General features: G+C 41.5%; 13 protein-coding genes and 1 tRNA gene. 4 read left to right on the top strand and 10 right to left on the bottom strand.

What is annotated here, in order from left to right; translation table 11 throughout:
* The first annotated feature begins 224 nt into the window (after window positions 1-224).
* A complete protein-coding gene (locus BLQ13_RS13090) occupies window positions 225-3,866 on the top strand; it encodes an S-layer homology domain-containing protein (protein ID WP_090920301.1) in 3,642 nt (1,213 codons plus the stop codon).
* Between the two features lie 179 nt (window positions 3,867-4,045).
* Here the strand turns inward: BLQ13_RS13090 and BLQ13_RS13085 are convergent, their stop codons facing one another.
* The 4 genes from BLQ13_RS13085 to BLQ13_RS13070 form a co-directional block, all read right to left on the bottom strand.
* Window positions 4,046-4,672, bottom strand: a complete 627-nt coding sequence (locus tag BLQ13_RS13085) for a type 1 glutamine amidotransferase family protein (protein ID WP_090920298.1) — start codon at window positions 4,670-4,672, stop codon at window positions 4,046-4,048.
* Window positions 4,673-4,779: 107 nt separating this feature from the next.
* Entirely contained in the window at window positions 4,780-5,742 is a 963-nt protein-coding gene (locus BLQ13_RS13080; RefSeq protein ID WP_090920295.1) for a helix-turn-helix transcriptional regulator, read from the bottom strand.
* Window positions 5,743-5,944: 202 nt separating this feature from the next.
* Window positions 5,945-10,660, bottom strand: coding sequence for an AVAST type 4 anti-phage nuclease Avs4 (avs4, locus tag BLQ13_RS13075; RefSeq protein ID WP_244159308.1), 4,716 nt, complete (start codon window positions 10,658-10,660; stop codon window positions 5,945-5,947).
* Between the two features lie 592 nt (window positions 10,661-11,252).
* Window positions 11,253-11,927: a hypothetical protein gene (locus BLQ13_RS13070; protein ID WP_090920292.1), complete on the bottom strand. Its 675-nt coding sequence runs from the start codon at window positions 11,925-11,927 to the stop codon at window positions 11,253-11,255.
* A gap of 800 nt (window positions 11,928-12,727) precedes the next feature.
* Between BLQ13_RS13070 and BLQ13_RS29170 the strand changes: the two genes are divergently transcribed.
* Together BLQ13_RS29170 and BLQ13_RS28530 are read left to right on the top strand one after the other, a co-directional pair.
* Window positions 12,728-12,838, top strand: a complete 111-nt coding sequence (locus BLQ13_RS29170) for a putative holin-like toxin (RefSeq protein ID WP_353056715.1) — start codon at window positions 12,728-12,730, stop codon at window positions 12,836-12,838.
* A 170-nt stretch (window positions 12,839-13,008) separates the two neighbouring features.
* The gene (locus BLQ13_RS28530) at window positions 13,009-13,167 is read left to right on the top strand and encodes a hypothetical protein (RefSeq protein WP_167375724.1); all 159 of its coding nucleotides are present in this window, start codon (window positions 13,009-13,011) and stop codon (window positions 13,165-13,167) included.
* A gap of 1,163 nt (window positions 13,168-14,330) precedes the next feature.
* Here the strand turns inward: BLQ13_RS28530 and BLQ13_RS13060 are convergent.
* Window positions 14,331-14,403: transfer RNA gene (locus tag BLQ13_RS13060), tRNA-Ala, on the bottom strand.
* 204 nt (window positions 14,404-14,607) lie between these two features.
* Window positions 14,608-15,075 carry a transcriptional regulator NrdR gene (gene nrdR / locus BLQ13_RS13055; RefSeq protein WP_090920285.1) on the bottom strand — a complete coding sequence of 156 codons (468 nt, stop codon included), beginning with the start codon at window positions 15,073-15,075 and terminating at the stop codon, window positions 14,608-14,610.
* Window positions 15,076-15,190: 115 nt separating this feature from the next.
* On the opposite strand from nrdR, the gene BLQ13_RS13050 reads away from it, so the two are divergent.
* A complete protein-coding gene (locus BLQ13_RS13050; RefSeq protein ID WP_017689472.1) occupies window positions 15,191-15,412 on the top strand; it encodes an alpha/beta-type small acid-soluble spore protein in 222 nt (73 codons plus the stop codon).
* A gap of 98 nt (window positions 15,413-15,510) precedes the next feature.
* Here the strand turns inward: BLQ13_RS13050 and BLQ13_RS13045 are convergent, their stop codons facing one another.
* From BLQ13_RS13045 to mutM, 4 genes are all read right to left on the bottom strand, one after another.
* Window positions 15,511-16,074 (bottom strand): lytic transglycosylase domain-containing protein, encoded by a 564-nt coding sequence (locus tag BLQ13_RS13045; RefSeq protein WP_090920282.1) that lies wholly within the window; start codon window positions 16,072-16,074, stop codon window positions 15,511-15,513.
* Window positions 16,071-16,667 carry a dephospho-CoA kinase gene (gene coaE, locus BLQ13_RS13040; protein WP_090920277.1) on the bottom strand — a complete coding sequence of 199 codons (597 nt, stop codon included), beginning with the start codon at window positions 16,665-16,667 and terminating at the stop codon, window positions 16,071-16,073. The genes BLQ13_RS13045 and coaE overlap by 4 nt, the downstream gene beginning before the upstream one ends.
* Window positions 16,668-16,697: 30 nt before the next feature.
* Window positions 16,698-17,462, bottom strand: coding sequence for an MntP/YtaF family protein (locus BLQ13_RS13035; protein ID WP_208606787.1), 765 nt, complete (start codon window positions 17,460-17,462; stop codon window positions 16,698-16,700).
* Window positions 17,463-17,611: 149 nt separating this feature from the next.
* Window positions 17,612-18,439 (bottom strand): DNA-formamidopyrimidine glycosylase, encoded by an 828-nt coding sequence (gene mutM, locus BLQ13_RS13030; RefSeq protein ID WP_090920271.1) that lies wholly within the window; start codon window positions 18,437-18,439, stop codon window positions 17,612-17,614.

Here is an 18,439-nt window from a genome sequence, read left to right as displayed (position 1 = left end):
CTTTTTTATTTCAATTTGAAATTTGATGTGGATTGAAGTATTGTCCCTATTCCTCGAATCAATCGTTTTTATTCCAATATATACTCTACATTGAAAATAAAGGATTTAACTCTAGATAAACATAATATATATAGTTGGGCGCTTGTTAACTTGATAACGCTTCCAAATACGGATGCAAGTAAACCATGAGCGCACCGGATCAAAAAATAAGGAGGATTGCATCTATGCCAAAACGATTTAGAAAAATGCTCGCGTTCCTTTGTTGCTTGGTAATGGTGGCCTCGCTAATGCCTACGAGCTACGCTGCCGACAGTGACAACATTGAGAGCTCAGCAGTAACAAATGAAACAAAGGCCGCCATTTTTGGCACTCCCGAACTCGGGTCAAACGACCCACTCTGGAGCCAAACCATGGAACATCACATCAACAAAAGCACGGTGCCCACCGACCCAAGACCCCATGCCACGGGCACAGCCAGAATCCTCTGGGATCACGACTTCCTGTATTCCCGCGTAGTTGTGAATGACAGTAATCTATATCAGGGAGCTGGCGGAGATCACCGGTACGACAGCCTGGAGTTTTATGTTGGTACCGGAACCAGTGGCTCTAATCAATGGCGTGTCAGCGCGACGGGTGTGTTTTCGGGGCAGGCCGCTCCTGGCAGAGCTGCATGGACCCAGATTACGGAAACTGGATATATCGTGGAGATGAGAATACCCAAAAGAAACTTGACCTTACAGGAGGGAAAGCTTACCTTTGAGGTCTACATCAATAACTCAACGGAAAACGGCGGTGACCGCTATGAAGTCGTTTCCTCTTTTGGAGTGCCCGACGCGGCTTATACCAGCTCTGATTCGTTTATAGACAGCCTGCAGCTCATCCCAGCTAATGAATTAGACACCAGATTATCCATTACCGCCACTGCCGGACCGGGCGGCTCAATCATGTCGAACCCACCCGGCGATGTGCTGAGAGTAGATCGGGGCTCTAACAAAGAAATAACGTTTACCCCCGATTCCGGTAAAGTTGTGGATACGGTAACGGTAGATGGCGAGATTGTGACTCTATCTTCTGGCTCTTATACCTTTTCGAATATTGAGGCTAACCATACATTTCATGTGACATTCAAGAACGATCCGGACGCAGGGGTACTTCCCTTTATCGTATGGAATGACAACTTTGCCAGTGGCGAGTACACAACGGCTGTTATCATTGATTTAGGCGAGGGAAAGGCGGCGTTAGGCTCCGCGCTTAATCCGGACTTGTTCGCCTTATCGGTTAGGAACACCACCCTGAATGGTGAAGCGGTTACCTTAGAAGGACCACGCAAGATCACAAGGGTATATGCTAATGATGAACCGAAGGTACGCGGCTATGTGGGGCCGGTTAGCAATTCACCAGATTATCAGGACGGACTGGCGAGCGGGCGTTACATCGTCGTTGAGTCTGAGTTTTATTCAGAAAGCGGCGGCAATACAACACTGGACGGCAGCAGTAACTCAACAAAGCAGGTTTACACCCTCAGCCCAAAGGGTGAGATCGTGCTGACAGAGGGGAATGCACTTCACAACGTGGTTTTTGAGCAAGAAAAAGTTGTGAATGCCATCCTTGATAAGTTCACAACCTTCACGGATAATTCGGTCAATCGCTCGCTCTACCTTAATAAGGATGAAGACGGTAACGTGATCAAAGGATTGCCGTTATATGTGTACACCCACGGCATGTCACGCGGCGGCACAAACGCTGCGGCAGACCAAAAAGCGGCCATGAAATCTGCCAACGGCTCCGTCGCTCTAATGAAAAAAATGGCCCAGAATCCTGAAAAGTACGCCAGCCATATCCTGAATATTTCCTATAATGGCGTTTCTGTTCCCTCCACACAGAATGTTAAGAAGGTCATTGACGCCCTGATCGCCAGCGGCGAAGTAGATCCTAACCGTGTTTACGCAGCGGGCTTCTCCTGGGGCGGACAGTATACGAACAACTTAGTTAACAGCTATCCCGGCTTCTTCGCTGCCGCCGCACCGATGGCCCCGGTAAGCGGTTCACCGAACGCTAACTCCAATGACGCACACAATAACTTGGCCTACTGGATGTTTTTGAATGCTCATAATGTTGGTGGCTACCAGACTAACCTCAATAACTTCATCAATAACAATATGCCAAAAATGATTAACGCAAGGGCTTCACGCTTTGAGAGTAATGAGGTACTTACGTGGCCCTACAATCAATTTGATCAGCCGAATCTGAGGCCGAATCCTGCCAACACACCTGTTCTGGCGGATTATATAGCGCATGAAGTTGAAGCGGCTGTTCTCTACAACGAGATAACGATGGGAACTTGGAGTATAGCTCCCACGGCGCAGTCCTCTAACTTGCCGGCTTGGAACAATGACTACACAGATGTCTTTGATTGGATGTTCGCGCAGCGAAAACCGGTCGTGCCCGGAGCGCCGAGCGGCTTCAAGGCAACAGCGGGTGACGGACGGGTCACCTTGAGCTGGTCTGCTCCTGCTGACAACGGTGGTAACGCGATATTAGGCTATAAGGTATGGTATGGCAACGTACCGCCAGTCACATTGGATGCGGCGGAGACCAAATATACTTTCAATAACCTGACAAACGGCCAAAGCTACAGCTTCAAGATCATCGCGTTGAACGCGAAGGGCGATGGAGCAGAGATTAGTGTGACGGCTATGCCAACAGCGGCAACAACTCCTACCGTGCCTGGTTCTGGTGGAACTTCCGGTAATACTGGCAATACGGGCAACACCGGTAATACAGGCAACATTGGTAACACAAGCAACTCCGACAGTACGGGCACCAGGACAGATAACGGAATATCAAATTCGAACTACACCCTGACTACACCGAAGGATAAACCCGCTGTCACGGACAAAAATGGAATTACCACCCTGCCCGGTGGCGGCAAGATTTCAACCAAAGGCGAGATCGAGATCACGGTACCAGAGGGTACAACGATAGACTCTAACGGTAAGGTGACTATTCCGGCGGACAAGATCGCCCAAGTGACGCTACCTAGCAGCAAAGGCACAGTGACCATTTCTGGTGGATCGACAATCGAGAATGACGGTACGGTCACTGTGGGTGGCAAAGTAACCAACGTGAACCTGCCAAATGACAATCAATTGCATATCCATGAAGGATCAAAGATACGGGGCGACGGTACGATATTGATTGGACCGGACGGAGCAAAAGTCGACTTAAACAGCGGCTTGTCACTAAACATTCGTGAGGCTACGGTGCTTGCATTCAATGATGCCACCTCATTGGGCTTCCTCGTACGATCGGGCAATCCTTTTAGGGATACCACCATGGATGACTGGTTCTACAGTTACGTAAATTCCGCTTACACATACAACCTTTTCAACGGCACGACTTCTACATCGTTCTCACCTAGCACCGGAATGACACGTGCAATGTTCGTACAGATACTAGCCAATCTGGAGAACGTAAAACAAACCGACTCTGCGAGTTCCCGCTATAGCGACGTGACGGAAGGACAATGGTACACGGCGGCAGTCGAGTGGGCGGCAGAAGAAGGCATAGTCAACGGTTTAAACGCCAATCTGTTTGACCCTAATTCTCAGATGACTCGCGAGCAGATGTTAGTGATCCTTTACAACTACATGCAGTACAAGGGCTATCAAATACCTGAAAGCCAGTCTAAGTCCTTCACGGACGAGAGTGAGATCAGCTCATGGGCATTGGAGGCCGTTAAGGTGATGCGGAGCAACGGTATTGTATTAGGCAATTCGGACAATCTCTTTGCTCCTAAAGCCACTGCTACCCGCTCCGAAGCAGCTACTCTCTTTGTAAGGTTCATCGAACACTCGCATAATTGAAAGCGTGTACAGGATGATACGCTCCTTCTGGCTAAGCAACATACCTAAAGTCCTCCATTGTAGAGGACCATTTTAAAAACGTCTTTTCTTTCACTTCCGATAAGAAGACAGACTTACGGAGCAATCCATCAAAAAACGCCATCACATTGAAGTGATGGCGTTTCTCTTGAACGGAGCGGTCATTGGATTGAATTCATTAACGCGTAGAAATATTGAGGTTCATGCGTTTTATTAAGACGATACCATGCATCTAATGTTTCTGGAGAAAATACATCTAGCGCTCCTAAAACATGAACAGAAAATTCAAGTGGAGCTACTCCGGAAGCGGTGATCAGTTTTCCATCCGTAACAGCAACGTCCAATTTGTAATATTCTTCGCCTGTGTAAGACGGACAAATCATTTTAAGATACGCCAGATCATTGCTTGTATGCGAGCGGGAATCTAACATGCCTGCTTGAGCAAGTCCTATGGAAGCTCCGCAAATCGCTCCAACTACGATCCCTTCCTGTAAACACATCTCGGCAAATTTTAATATGGGCCTGTGAATATCCTCTGTCCATGTGTTTCCCCCAGGTAAAATCAATGCATCTACGCTTGTAATGTTGCACTCATCCACTGTAATATCAGGTGTTATTTTCAACCCACCCATTGTAATTACCGGAGTCTTTTCGAGCCCAACAGTAACGATTTGTGCTGGAGCCAGTCCCTTTCTAAAGTATCTTCCTGAGTTTAGCTCAGCAGTCAAATAACCTATCTCCCAATCGGACATGCTGTCAAAAACATAAAGATATACTGTGTTTTTCATTTTGAATTTCTCCCCTTTTCTTATCTATCAAGGACTACAACGCATCGATAATCAATGACTATCTCATTATAAAATAGCTTCACTGACATCCGCTGTCAGTGAAGCTATTATTGTTGATAATATTCCATTAACTCTGCTGCAATAGCAACAAGTCTGTCTTTCACACTCTGGGGTTCGATGATTCGAATGGATGTACCATAGGATAGAAGAAAATAAGGGACAGAATGTTGAATGGATTTTTCCTCAAATAAAAAGATGGCTTGATTAGATGTTCGCTCTTGCAGATGATGACCGAAAAACCAATGCATGCTTAATTCGTCTAACGCTTCCGACCTGCCTTCGATCCTTAAAGAAATTAACCCTTCCTTCCCCACAAGATCAGGTAACAGGTTTTTCATAAAAAAGTCACGGCTAGAAAAAGCCTCAGGACGTGTAAAGATTAGCTGAGTACGCTTGATCATTAAAATCCGATCTACCCGGAAACTTCGTATTTCATTTCTTCGGTGGCAAAATGCAACTGTATACCATTTATTGTTCCAGTAAACGATCCCATAGGGATCTATCATCCTGTTCTTTGGCTTCTCTTCATGGTTTGTACGGTAATCTATCTCTACAGATATTCCCTGTTCTACAGCATGCTCTAAATCCGCTAATACGAGCTGACTCGAAGGGCTGACCATACGGTTTATCACTTCAAATCCAGTTAATTGATGATTTAGTGTGCTATCCTGTTGCTCATTCGAATACATTTTCAACTTGGCTGTCGCATTCTCTAATGTTTCACTCAATGGATATCCGGCTTCTTTTGCAAAAACAGCAGCATGAAGTAGTACCTTTTTTTCTTCCATATCAAATAGCAGAGGCGCTCTGATAAAATGATTCAGCAGACTATATCCACCATGATGACCTGCGTCGGATATGATAGGCACCCCACTAGAGCATAGTGCATCAATGTACCGATAAACGGTTCTTATATTCACTTCTAACTTTTCAGATATTTGCTTTGCAGTCCATTTCTCTCCCGAATTCAACATCCATAGGATGGCTAACATATTATCTTTTTTCGGCATAAAACACCCCCTCACTCATTTCATCATATTAGGAATTCCAGATACGTCAATTGATTTTCACAAAAACAAAAACAAAAAAAAACGACATCTCTGCCGTTTTTCATCAAACTCTTATGAGGTCTAGGGGGATCGAACTCCTGACCAGGAAATGTACGCCGCGGCAATGAAAAATATGATTATAGAACAAAGAACAAGTGTTGTCCTATAGAATTCTCTCCCTCAACATATAGCCAACGACAGAACCTTTTTCTACCAAGAAATTCAAGATCACTAAAACCTCCTGCTTTTGTTTCTTTCCTCTTCTTATGTCTTCTCTTTGTTTATAAATATATTTTTTCATGATAGACTCTAGGTAAAATATGGTATTTTTATCTAACTCTGAGTTCCATAACACCTCATTTCTATTTAACATTTCTGAAATCCAGACTACTCCTGGGAGTAAGTAGTTGATGCCAATACTATTTAAGAGCTTGGACAGTGCATATAAAGTAGAGGGGCAGTGGCCTAATTCTTTGCAGATTTCTTTAAAAAATCTTTTGTCCTCTTCACGAAAGGTTCGCCACTCCGTTGCTGTTTCTTTCCATGGGGCATTTGCGAACAGGTAGCTTTTTATTATATCACCAGCATACCAATACTCTTCTCCCTTTTTAGCGATACCAACTACTTTCCCAAAAAAATAATCCCATACTTTCCAAAAATTATATTTAGTATTAAGAGTATCCTCAGCAATAATAAACTGATCAAGCAGTTCCGCGAAAACCTTTGAGCTATTAAAATTTTCAATAAATGGCTTCAAATACAACGGTATATGCGTTTCAGCTGAGCCTAAAACCAAGTTTGAGAATTTGACTAAAAAATCATGTTTAACAGAGTAATCTATTCTATCCTCTCTTCTATCTGATTTTACCTCTGTTGCAAATTTAGATATTATATCTTGTGCAATTTGTATATGTTCAGGAGTATCAGTTCCTAATGGGATTAATTGAAAAGCTGTTATCAAGTAGCTTAAATCTAACTCGTTAATTGCTTCCAGTTCATTTAGCGTAATTTTGTTTGCTGTAATTCTTTCTATATCATTTTCAAAATCACACGCCAAAATCTCAATTATTTCATTTTCACTCAAACGGCGATATCTATTTTGTTTGTGACTTTCTTTAAGAAGTTTTTCGCGAACCGAATTATATTTGGGTACTAAAAACAAATACCCAACTAAAATAGAGTGGGCATCTTCGAAACTCAAATCCCACAAATCCTTTATAATTGCATTAACGGAGAAGTCTGAAAAGTCAGCATACTGACCAATACTATTCTGGTCAAAAAGTATCATTAACAAAATAAATTTTAAAACGTCTTTTTCATTGGGAAATTCTTGCATAAGTAAAGGCAATACTGAAATCGCAGATTCCACTCCATCTGAAATCTGGTACTGGTAGCCCTCTCTGAACGACGAAGTGGCTGCTTCCAATATAATCAATTTACAAAAATTCCTATCTTCATCAGTAAGCACATCACGAAAATCCCTAAATAACACAGCAGAAGCCTCTGCAGGAATTGAATGATTCATTAGAAAGAATTCTTCATATTCATAATGCTCTGTTTCAGAGAGCCGTTCAAACTCTCCAATAATCTCCCGTACTTCCTTAAGTGCAAGTTTAGGATCATCCTCATAACTGATGTACTTCTTATACTGATCTTCATTTTTAATTCTATAATGCGCCCAAAGCTTTAACGAAGTATACTTCATCTTTTCAGAATTTTGCCTTATTGAAGTTTCACTATAATCACGAACCTCTGGTTCTAATTCGGGATTAAAGTTTATAATAACATTTCCATAATTTTCCTCTAAAGTAGGACTCATTCTTCTTCTATCCATTCTCGCCAAATAAAGCCTCCACGTTTTTGTACACTCATCTTCAACTAATACTTCAGATAATTCCTTGTAGTGTGAATCTAAAACATCCCAAATTGCATTTTGTCTTTGTTCTGCTTCCTCTTCACCAATCCCTTCAGTTCTGAAAAATTGATATTCAAGGGCAATATGTTCGAGACTCTTTGATCTATGCTTGGCATTACAGGTTTCAATACGTTCGTCCTGATAAAGCTTAGAACTATAGTTTAATCCATATCCAATGGAATAATTAAATTTGGCAGATTGATCAAGAACCATTCTACGTGTATCTAAAAAAAATAAATCTTTAGTTTTAAATAAATTGATTGCAACATTAAATGTTTTTTCCGGATATGCCAAAACAATACTTACTACAATTGCAGTTATAGAGCATGATTTGGAGTTTTCTAGTAAATAAAAAAGCCATTCTTCCAATACTTTAGTATCTATATTTTTAGCCATCTCAAGAAATACATTCTCCAAAGCCATATGCATTGATTCCAGAACATAAGGTGCGACCTGAGTTCCTCTGTAAACATTCCATAGCCTATCACAAAAAAACTGTTCATTATTGTAATCTCTTATACGGAGTTCGATAATTGTAACTTCATTTCGTCCTGATTTCGCAAAACATTCTACTGCCCTATTAGTAAAATCTAAAATAAAATTAATTGTTTGAGTAAATTCTGTTTTTAACAACCAATATATTGGAGTCTGGTATGCGCTTGCTGGGAAATAATTATCTATCCTTTTATCAATCCCGAAATCTTCTTCAATACCTAAATCCGATTGGAATCTGTCATCTCTTTCACTCGAACGAAACCAAAACAAATTTCCTAGTTTTAACACATACTCTGGCAATGCTTTGACAACCTCAATATTCACAAATGTTTTAGTCAGTATCATTTCATTCAGATCATAGTAAGGTGCTCTATAATTTTTTAACTTGTTAGCTAATACTTCATCAAAAATATTTGCTAACTCTTCTTTAAGCTCTCCAGCACCATACAAAATTATTTCTAATATTTTATCTTTAAAATCCTCATTGCGAGAAATACATACTTTTTCTTGGATTATCAATTGATAATATTTAAGAGCGATTAGACCTGAGAATCTCGTAGTATCTCCTTGCCTGAATTTTGTATTCCAATCATGAAGAATAGGTAATATAAAACCAACATTTTTTAATCCTATTTCGTCCAAGTTATCATATACAAATTGAATCAGGCTTTTCCATCCATTCCCTTTCGGTTTAGTAAAGATATATTCAATAGATAAAAAATCGATATTCTTAGAGCCCATCTGTGGAAAACTATCGTCTACTTCTTTACAAGAAATCCGTAACAAGAAAGAGACTCTTTGCAATAATTCTTTATTTTTATCCAGAAACAATCTCTTGAACGAACCAAAAAAATATTGGGAGTAGTCACAAAGTAATACTGAAATCATTACTTCATCCTTCCAAAAACCGATTACTTGCTCGTCATCAATTATTTCTTCAATGAATTCTTTTACAGAATCATTCTCAAGATAAAGCTTCTCTGACATCCAGTTTCTAAAGCTTCTACGAATTGCAAAAGAATCACCTATTTTTTCAAAAAAGTTAATGTTACTTTCCTTTTTAGTAAACTCAGATTCTATTATTTTTTCTAAAGCCCATTCTTCATAGATATCATGAGTAATAAAGTATCCTGCCACTTCATAACCAAGTACTCCTTCATTAACAAGAGCATCCATATTAATATCATTAGAATCCAATGTCAGAAAGAATTGATTTTCGTTTGCTCTCTTGAACGCAATTTGTAAGAAAGATTGTTCCCTAGATGGCTTTGCTTTTTTAATTATTCTATTCCATAAGAGTTCTTTGAATTTCAAAAATCCAATGTTGCTGCCTTCAGTATAAAATTTCAAATACTCATTTAAATAAAATGGATTTGTAATCAACTCCAGCAATTTATATTCATTTGGAGGATCAAAATTATAATTTCCCGCTAAGTATCCGAGTTCCTCATGATTTAATTTACTAACATATATTCTAGAAGGTCTTAACTGGAAGTGATCAATGAAATGAATATCCAGATCAACCAAATATCGGCTTCTTGCAGTAAAAATAACCTTCCATTCAGCTTGAAGTATTTCTGAAAGGAATTCTTTAAATGGATGATGATTATTTAAATCCATTAGCTTTTCAGCAGAGTCTATTACAAATATTTTCTTGCTATCATTGTGATGAACATCAATAAAATCCTTTAAACTGGTATTACTAAATAATAAATCAACGTTGGCAACTTCAAACTCATTTGCTTTCATTAAATAGAAGGGGATACTATTACCAAAATCACTGTATAGTTTTTTAATAACTGCTGTTTTTCCAACCCCGCCTTCTCCACTTAAGACTAATATTGAGTTTTGCTCCAAATCAGCATTCAGATTTTGCAGAAGTTCGCTCCTATCCAGCTCTATAATGTGCTCATTGAAAATAATTGACGTTTGGATCTCCAACAGTAAAGACTCTGTATGCCTCCTCATATCTGTGATTGTATCCATTATGTTCTTCTGTAGACTGAAGAAGTAACGAGTTATTAAATTATTTTCTATTGTCACAAAAGGGGATTCAAAATAACTTGCTGTTCTCCACTCAACTTGAATATCCTGTTTTTCAGCTTCTTCCTCTACCGCGAGTTTTACCTCAGAATCACTTTGAAGTTTCCCTTGTCCCCATTCTTGGTTAGTAAAAAGGATAATCTTCGTTAAATCGGGGTAGCTACCTTTGCTTTTTTTCAACATCTCTATTAGATCAACTTTGTGCGAAGATAATGTGGTCTCATAAAATTTTGCCTGCCATCCAATCACTTCGTCTTCATGGATTATAGGATTAGTTTCAATACCGGACTGATTCTTGTAACGAAAAATACCTAAAGGCAATTTAAATTCAACACAAAAGAGTAAGTAACAAAACCATTCAAAATTACTTTGCGGATTCTCACTAAACTTCGCTTTAAATATATTCCAATCCGGTTTAGTTATCACATTATTCCCTCCATCATAGTCTTTAGTTCAAGTATAATGATTCCAATAATTACTTTCTATTATAAATAATGTCTATGAAAAAGGAACATAGCGGAAGTAGAATTAGGGTATCCATTCGACTTTGACGCGTACTATATTCTCAACGAGGATGAAACATACAGCAAATTTTTAATAATAAATGAAATTGAACTTAGAGATATAAACTCTGTGTTAGCTGAAATCCGTATTCTTATACTGTGTTCCTTTTCACTTTGTGTTAGCCATAGCTGGAGAGCATCCAGAGTTTGAGCAATTGTACGATACCTTCATAGATAATGCTTTAGAAATAGAACAAATCTCTAATAAAGAAATGTTTGGGATAGAAATATGGGATGAAAATGTAATCAGTACCTTCGAAGAAAATTGGGGCTTATCCTAGCCGCTCCTTCTAAAAATTGATTCATTTCAAAAATTTTAGACGTGGCTTATAAACTGCGTCTTTTTCACGTGGAATTACCGTAGAGTCAGCGTGTTGGGGCTTCTGCAAGAGGAATCGACGGAGAGAACGCGAAATAACTCAGTCCGTACGTAGGGTTTGCGGTTATTTCTGTGATTAAATTATATCCTTAAATGGGTCCGTTAGCCTGAAAACTGATCTATTCCTGATCTCGTTATACTTAACAAGTAGACTCTGTTGGTAAACAACTAAATACTGCTCAAGCTCTTTTGACTGTTTAAGGTAGTCTTTTATATCAAAAACGAAAAAGCTATCAGAATCATAGTTTTGTATGTGAGTATCAATAGCCTCGTAGTGATTGATAAACCCATATAAAGACCTTATCTTGAACTCTATGTTTTCAAAAGTTAGTAAGTCTACATCGTTAACAATTTCTGCAAACAAATCAGAAACATTTTCTATGTACTCCTTAATCACAGTGGCTTGTTCCTGTAATCTCTCCTTGGTGACTTCGTGCTCTTTGAGAGAATTGTAAAACTCGGTCATGAAAATTATTCTGCGTGTCTTCTTAGAGTACAGAGTCAGTACTTTAATAATTGACGAATAACGAGTCATTAACTGGTCCTTACGCTGCGATAGGATAGGAGCCCGGATACCCATATAAGTAACTACTGCAGCTATCATAGACCCTGTAAAAGCCAGAAGGTCCCAATCTGTTAAGCTGACCTTCGGAAGAATAAGACGAATCAGTGCGAGAAGTAGACATAGTAAACACAGACTAGCTAAAGACAAAAAAGCAATATATAAATACTTTGTAACTTTGTTTATCAAATGTTCCTTCTCCCTTTATCTCGCATTTTTAAACGTACAGACTCTGCCCAAATACCTCTCGCCCTTAATCTTAAAACTCATCTCCTTTATATCCACACCGCTTCCAACGAGCTCCGCGCCCATAAATATAACGATAGGCGTGCGGTCCATTTGCGCGTATCAGAGGTTAGAGGATTTATTAGACGCAGTCCTTTCGTTGTGGGTGGATGTGCCTTCGCCTCTCAATACTTCAACAAATTGGTGCAAATCCCCTGCTTATGTGACACTTTTTTCGACCCCTTTCATCAGCGAGACCATTCTTAGAATGAAATTCTAAGAAATTCAGAGCATCGAGAAGATCGTACTGCTTCGAGACTGTTTAGCACATCGCTGAAATGTTTGGAAAAATAAACTCACTTCGCTGAGTGGAGAAAGATTTTTAAAAACTTTAAGAAGTATTTGAACAAACTTGGAGCATCGTAAGCAATCGTTGTTAAAATACTTAGTCGCCTAATTTACGCTTTGAAAGAAAAATTTTATCCATGTATACTACAAAAGTGTTGAGGGTTAGAAATGAATTGGAGGTCTTGAAGCTATGGCATTAAAAAAACTTTAAAAATATTTTAAAATAAAACAAAAAAGTTTCTATAATTATTTCATTCACTGCGTTTAAGAAGATATATACTTAATTAAATCAGTTAACCGCCTTTTTTAATACCATATTTTTTAGATAATGTCAATAAAAATAAGCCCCCTACTAAAAGTTGTAGCAGAATATAAATTGGTCAGTTAAACTAATTTACGAGAAAGGTGGTGATGAGATGAGCACGTACGAAGCACTTGATGTAATGCTGAACTTCGGAATATTAATTTTTGCAATGTTGGCATTCATTACTTCAGTTATTTTCTTTTTACACGCAAAAAAGAGGTAGCTCCCCCGCCAAGAGTAGCTACCGTGTCAATCATTCTTAAATAGCATAACCCTTACCGCCAATTCATGCAATACCATCGGCGCAGTCAAAAACAGGCTGCGTCTTTTTCCTTGTGTTCTTCCCACACACCCAATATAATTCGGACAATATTACCTATAATGGGGCGTGCAATGAAGCCAGTATGGACTACTATACTCGCAATGTTACTGCTGACAGGATGCGCAGCAACTACAACCGCACCTCAGACTACCAAAAATGACGTTGAATCAGTCGTAAACACCGCGGAACAAGCGATTGCAGAACAAAAATTAGAAACGATCGAAGATTAAGAAGGAAAATGCCGCTATTGTACTGGCGCGCGCAAAGACAGACATTAAAGATGGTTACGAACAGTCGCAAAGAAAGTCTTAGAAAGCTTAATATTTGATTACCCGGACGTCAAAGAAATCAATGAAGTTAAAAAACTAATCGCCAAGATTGACGCAAAGCAAAACGAAGCCAACGCTAAGGAGGCCGCAGAAGTCAAGAAAGCGGAACAAACGCGCGAAGCGAATATCAATAAGGCGCTGTCCAACTATGTAAATATTACGACAAATCCACAACTAAGTATGTCAATACTAACAACGTCTTATACATAGGAGTCAAGGAAGGTCAAGATCCCTTTTTACGTTTTAAAATACAATACGCCGCAGATGATTAGCTCTTCATCAATACATTTTCCGGTCTGGAAACGATAAGTATATGATCACCCCAGGGTTCTCTGGAGTTGACCGCGATTACGACGTAGGAGGCATATGGGAAAGGTACGATGTGACTCCATCGGCGGATGATCTCGATATGATCCGTACAATTATCGCGTCAGACAAGGCCATACTCCGTTATAGCGGACAACAATACTAAGATGACCGCACAAAATTACGAGTGCAGAAAAGAAGGCATTCAAGAATGTAATAGATGCGTGCGAAGCGCTCGGCGGTAAATAAACGAAGAAAATCTTAATGCGTATGTTAATTGATTTCGGAAGCAGTCCCACAGTGCGAACAGATTCCGGAACGTTACAGTTATCACTAAATCTCCGCTTTTCATCGCGTAACCAAATTATGTAATCACGTCCTACTTCAACGTTGATATTCCGAATGTCGCGAATGATCTTATGCTTATCCAAAAATTCACAAAAGTAATTGTAATTCTGTACGTATGTCTTTAACGTATTCTCTGCGCGCCCTTCTGACTTCTTCGCCTGGTAGTAATAATCGAACAAATAGTCTAACGAATGTTGTAAGCGCGTCGATGTGCGCTCGCTCTTAATTGTTCTTCCTTTTCGTTTATCCATTCCATACCGTCTCCTTCGATAATAATTGCGGTAAGAAAACGAGGGATTAGGCGCGTGTATCTGCGATGCGTGGAGCGCATATCTGCGAGTCGTCCACGTTCACAGTCAACGTCTAGACAAACGAAAAAACCCGCTGTATCAGCGGATTCTCTACGAGTATGGAGCCTAGGGGGATCGAACCCCTGACCTCATCGCTGCCAGCGATGCGCTCTCCCAGCTGAGCTAAGGCCCCAGGATATGAAGTTACATCTTGTCCAGCACTGCTAAAAACTCATTTTACAGGCGACTTCTATATCATATAAAATCCCTTCTGGACTGTCAATACCCTTCTGAAGCACCGAAATCTATGGAGAAGAACATTCATGTTACGGGCACACACGGCATGGCATATACCAGATGCAGCTCCGGATTGCTCTTCTCCTTTTCCCCCACTACATTAGTCCTCCAGATCTTCTTTGGACAGCAGTGATTTCAGTTCTTTCATGAACATGTTAATGTCTTTGAACTGGCGGTACACCGAAGCAAATCGCACGTACGCCACTTCATCAACCGGAAACAGCTGCTCCATTAACAGCTCGCCGATCTGACGGCTCTCTACCTCAGCTTCTGCTGTGTTACGCAGTGACTTCTCCACTTCAGATACCATCATCTCCAGCGTTTCTACAGAGACCGGACGCTTCTCACACGCACGGATCAAACCACGGAGAATTTTGTCACGGCTGAACTCTTCCCGGCTGCCGTCCTTCTTAATGACAATCAAAGGGGTTTCTTCGATCATTTCAAAGGTCGTAAATCTTCTCGCGCACTGCTCGCATTCGCGGCGGCGGCGAATGGATTTCGATTCATTCGCTGGTCTGGAGTCCAACACTTTGGTACCTAAATAACCACAATAAGGACATTTCAACTTAGATCACTTCCCACTTTTACTTTTTACCACATATTCCCTGAGCATATTTTGTAATGAAAATCGCATTCGCGACACATAATACTTTTACCAACCCGCGAGGAGGTGAACAGCAATGGCACAAAGCAACGGTAACTCCAACAACTTGGTTGTAACTAAAGCTTCCGCAGCCCTGGAGCAAATGAAATATGAAGTAGCTCAAGAACTCGGAATCAGCATCCCACAAGATGGGTACCAAGGTAACATGACTTCTTACGAGAACGGTTCGATCGGTGGATACATCACGAAGCGTCTGGTAACAATTGCAGAACAGCAATTGGCAGGTCAATACCAATAATTATCTGCATCGTAATACGTTACACAGAGGAGCATGGGGCGGCCGGTACACTACCGGTCTGCTCCGTGCTTCTCCTTATCTTTTTCCGAGCAATCGCTCTAGAACGTATCGTAGATCTTCACATACTGATTATAATAGTAAATAACCCGTTGTACATAGTGGCGTGTCTCGCCAAAAGGAATATCCTTCACCGTTTCAAGCGTGCCATCCCATACACCATTTTTCAACCAGCTGCTGACCTTCCCCGGTCCTGCATTATAGGCTGCAATCATCACAATTTCGTTGCCACCGAACTGGTCTGACAGATTACGCAGATACCATGTCCCCAGTTGAATATTTCGCCCAGGTTCATGTTTCAATTCCTCCAGCGAAGTATCCGGAATTTTGGCTTGTTCCAGAATCCAGTTCGCCGTATCCGGCATGAGCTGCATCAGTCCGATCGCACCACGTTTGGATTCTTTACTGGTCTTGAAATTGGTCTCCACCCTGATAATCGAAGCGATCAGAAACGGATCAACCTCATAACTTTGGGATTGCGCCCGAATCTCTTCCTTATATTCAATCGGATAAAACCAAGCCATCCAGTTCGTATTTAGAAATAACACAAGTACAAAGGAAACAAACATGATCAGCAGTACACGTTTTTTACGCAATATTTTCATAATAAACCCTTATGCGTTAAAAATAATTCAAGCTGCTTCTCCGTCTGAGCCCATGATCCGCTGTTATCAATAACGATATCTGCCCGCTCTTTTTTGCGTTCAATATCCATCTGGGCCGCAATGCGTGCTTCGGCGTCAGCCTGGGTCATCTGATCCCGGTTCATCAGTCGCTCCAGTTGTACTGCTCTAGGTACATATACGACCATAACTTCCGTAAAACCTTCCTCAAGGCCCGACTCGTACAGCAAAGGAATATCCGACACCACCAGCTTGTCCGGATGTTTCAATTCGTATGCAGCCGCTCTCTCACGCATTTCCTTCCGGATCGCCGGATGAGTGATGGCCTCAAGCGCTTTACGTTCCTCAGGGTGCTGAAAAACAATACTCCCTAACTTTTTCCGATCCAGTGTTCCGTCCTCATTCAAGATAGCTTGTCCAAACCGCTGGACAGCGGCAGCCAAAACGGGATGCCCAGGCAACATAACTTCCCGGGCAATAACATCTGCATCGATGAGCAGCGCTCCCTTACTGGCCAGATAGGCGGAAACACTGCTTTTGCCTGTTGCAATTCCGCCCGTTAAGCCTATATTCATCGTCTCACCTCATAACAGCTTTATTACTCCTCAAAACAACTTGAATATTCCCATAATCATTAACAGCAGGGCCGGCAGAACTGAGAGTTTCTGCATCCAGCGCTGTGCTGCAAACCGTAATCCTACCTTCATGCCAAGTGACAGAAACGCCCCGCTAAACAAAGCAATCACCAGTGCCGTCCACAGCGTAGGGAATCCAAGCAATGCCGCACCCAGACCTGCACCAAAGGCATCCAGTGACAGCGCAATTCCGAGCCACATCGCTTCTTGTGCGGAGATACTGCCTGAGTTATCCATGTCCGCCTTGGACGGGCTGCGCAAAATTTGAATAACCACACCCAGCTTGCGCAATTCCAGTGTAAATACCATGCGCTCCACCGAACCATCCGTTGGCGAAGGTTGCACTTCCAGAACCATTAATTGATTCTTGCTTCTGGATGAAAGCCCTGATTCCGTTGTTCCCTTTTCTTGAAACAATCTCTCCTGCACCAATTCACTCTCTGCTTCCTCACGTTCTTTTCCCCGCCGCCTGATCAGTTGCAAAAGCGACCACGCACCAATCACAATGAGAATGACAGCCCCCACAATTGAAGCTACTTCTGGGGACACAACATGAGATAAGAGCACACCAACCTGCATAGATAACGCGATTACCAATCCCGAACAAAGCGAAATGATAGCAATGGATAAGAGCGGAATCTTGGTCCTCCGAAGTCCATATGTAATTCCAACTCCAAAACCATCTAAACTCACTGCAAAAGCAAGCGCCAGTAATGAAATAAAATGATGCAGCACCCCGGATTCCTCCCCTGTGCGGTACGTGCCAACTGATGATGTCAGTATGGGTATATGCCCGCTTATTTCTGCCATATCAGTATATGGAGGGAGGAATCCAAGGGTGCTATGATTTCATCATTTCATTGATTCAGTTCTGGTTCGGGAGATCAAAGTCGTTGACAATTCGGGCAAAAGTGCGTCCCACGTCCGCCAACGACACTTTTTTCAATCAATGTGCCGCAGGTATGGCAAGGCTCGGCTTTACGGCCATAAATTTTCAGCTGATGCTGGAACATGCCCATCTCGCCTTGCCCATTAACATATGACTTGATTGAGGAACCTCCTGCATTCACGGCATCCTGCAGCGTAGCCACAATGGCTTCATGCAAAACCTTCAGCTGTGCTTCGGTCAGCGTCTTCGCAATCGTCTCGGGATGTATACCTGCACGGAAGAGAGCCTCGTCCACATAAATATTCCCGATGCCAACCACATATGCCTGATTCAGCAATACAGCTTTAATTTTTGTCGTACGTTTCCCCACTGCAGCGCGGAACGCGTCCACGGTAAAAGCTTCATCCAGTGGTTCCAGTCCAAGCTTCATGAGCGGTTTCGAAACCAGCTCTTCACCTGCACTGAACAGATGCATCGTTCCAAACTGACGAACATCCTTGTATCGCAATTCCGTGCCATCATTGAAGTGGAAGATGACATGAGTGTGTTTCTCCACCTCTTCGTGCTGATGATACACACCATAACGTCCCTCCATCCGCAGATGGGAGACCAGCACAAGCCCGTCCAGCAAAATCCGTAAGAACTTGCCCCGGCGCTCTACACCAATCACGGTATGTCCTGCCAGTTCCAATGCAAATGCTTCTATATCGTCAGGCCGCTGAATAATCCGCGGCAAATTAACGGTAACATAATCAATCGTTTTACCTACAATAAGTTGATTCAACGTTCTTCTGACTGTTTCGACTTCCGGTAGTTCCGGCAT

The organism is Paenibacillus polysaccharolyticus (assembly GCF_900102085.1).
Lineage (GTDB): Bacteria > Bacillota > Bacilli > Paenibacillales > Paenibacillaceae > Paenibacillus > Paenibacillus polysaccharolyticus.
This window is presented reverse-complemented; position numbering and strand designations above follow the sequence as displayed.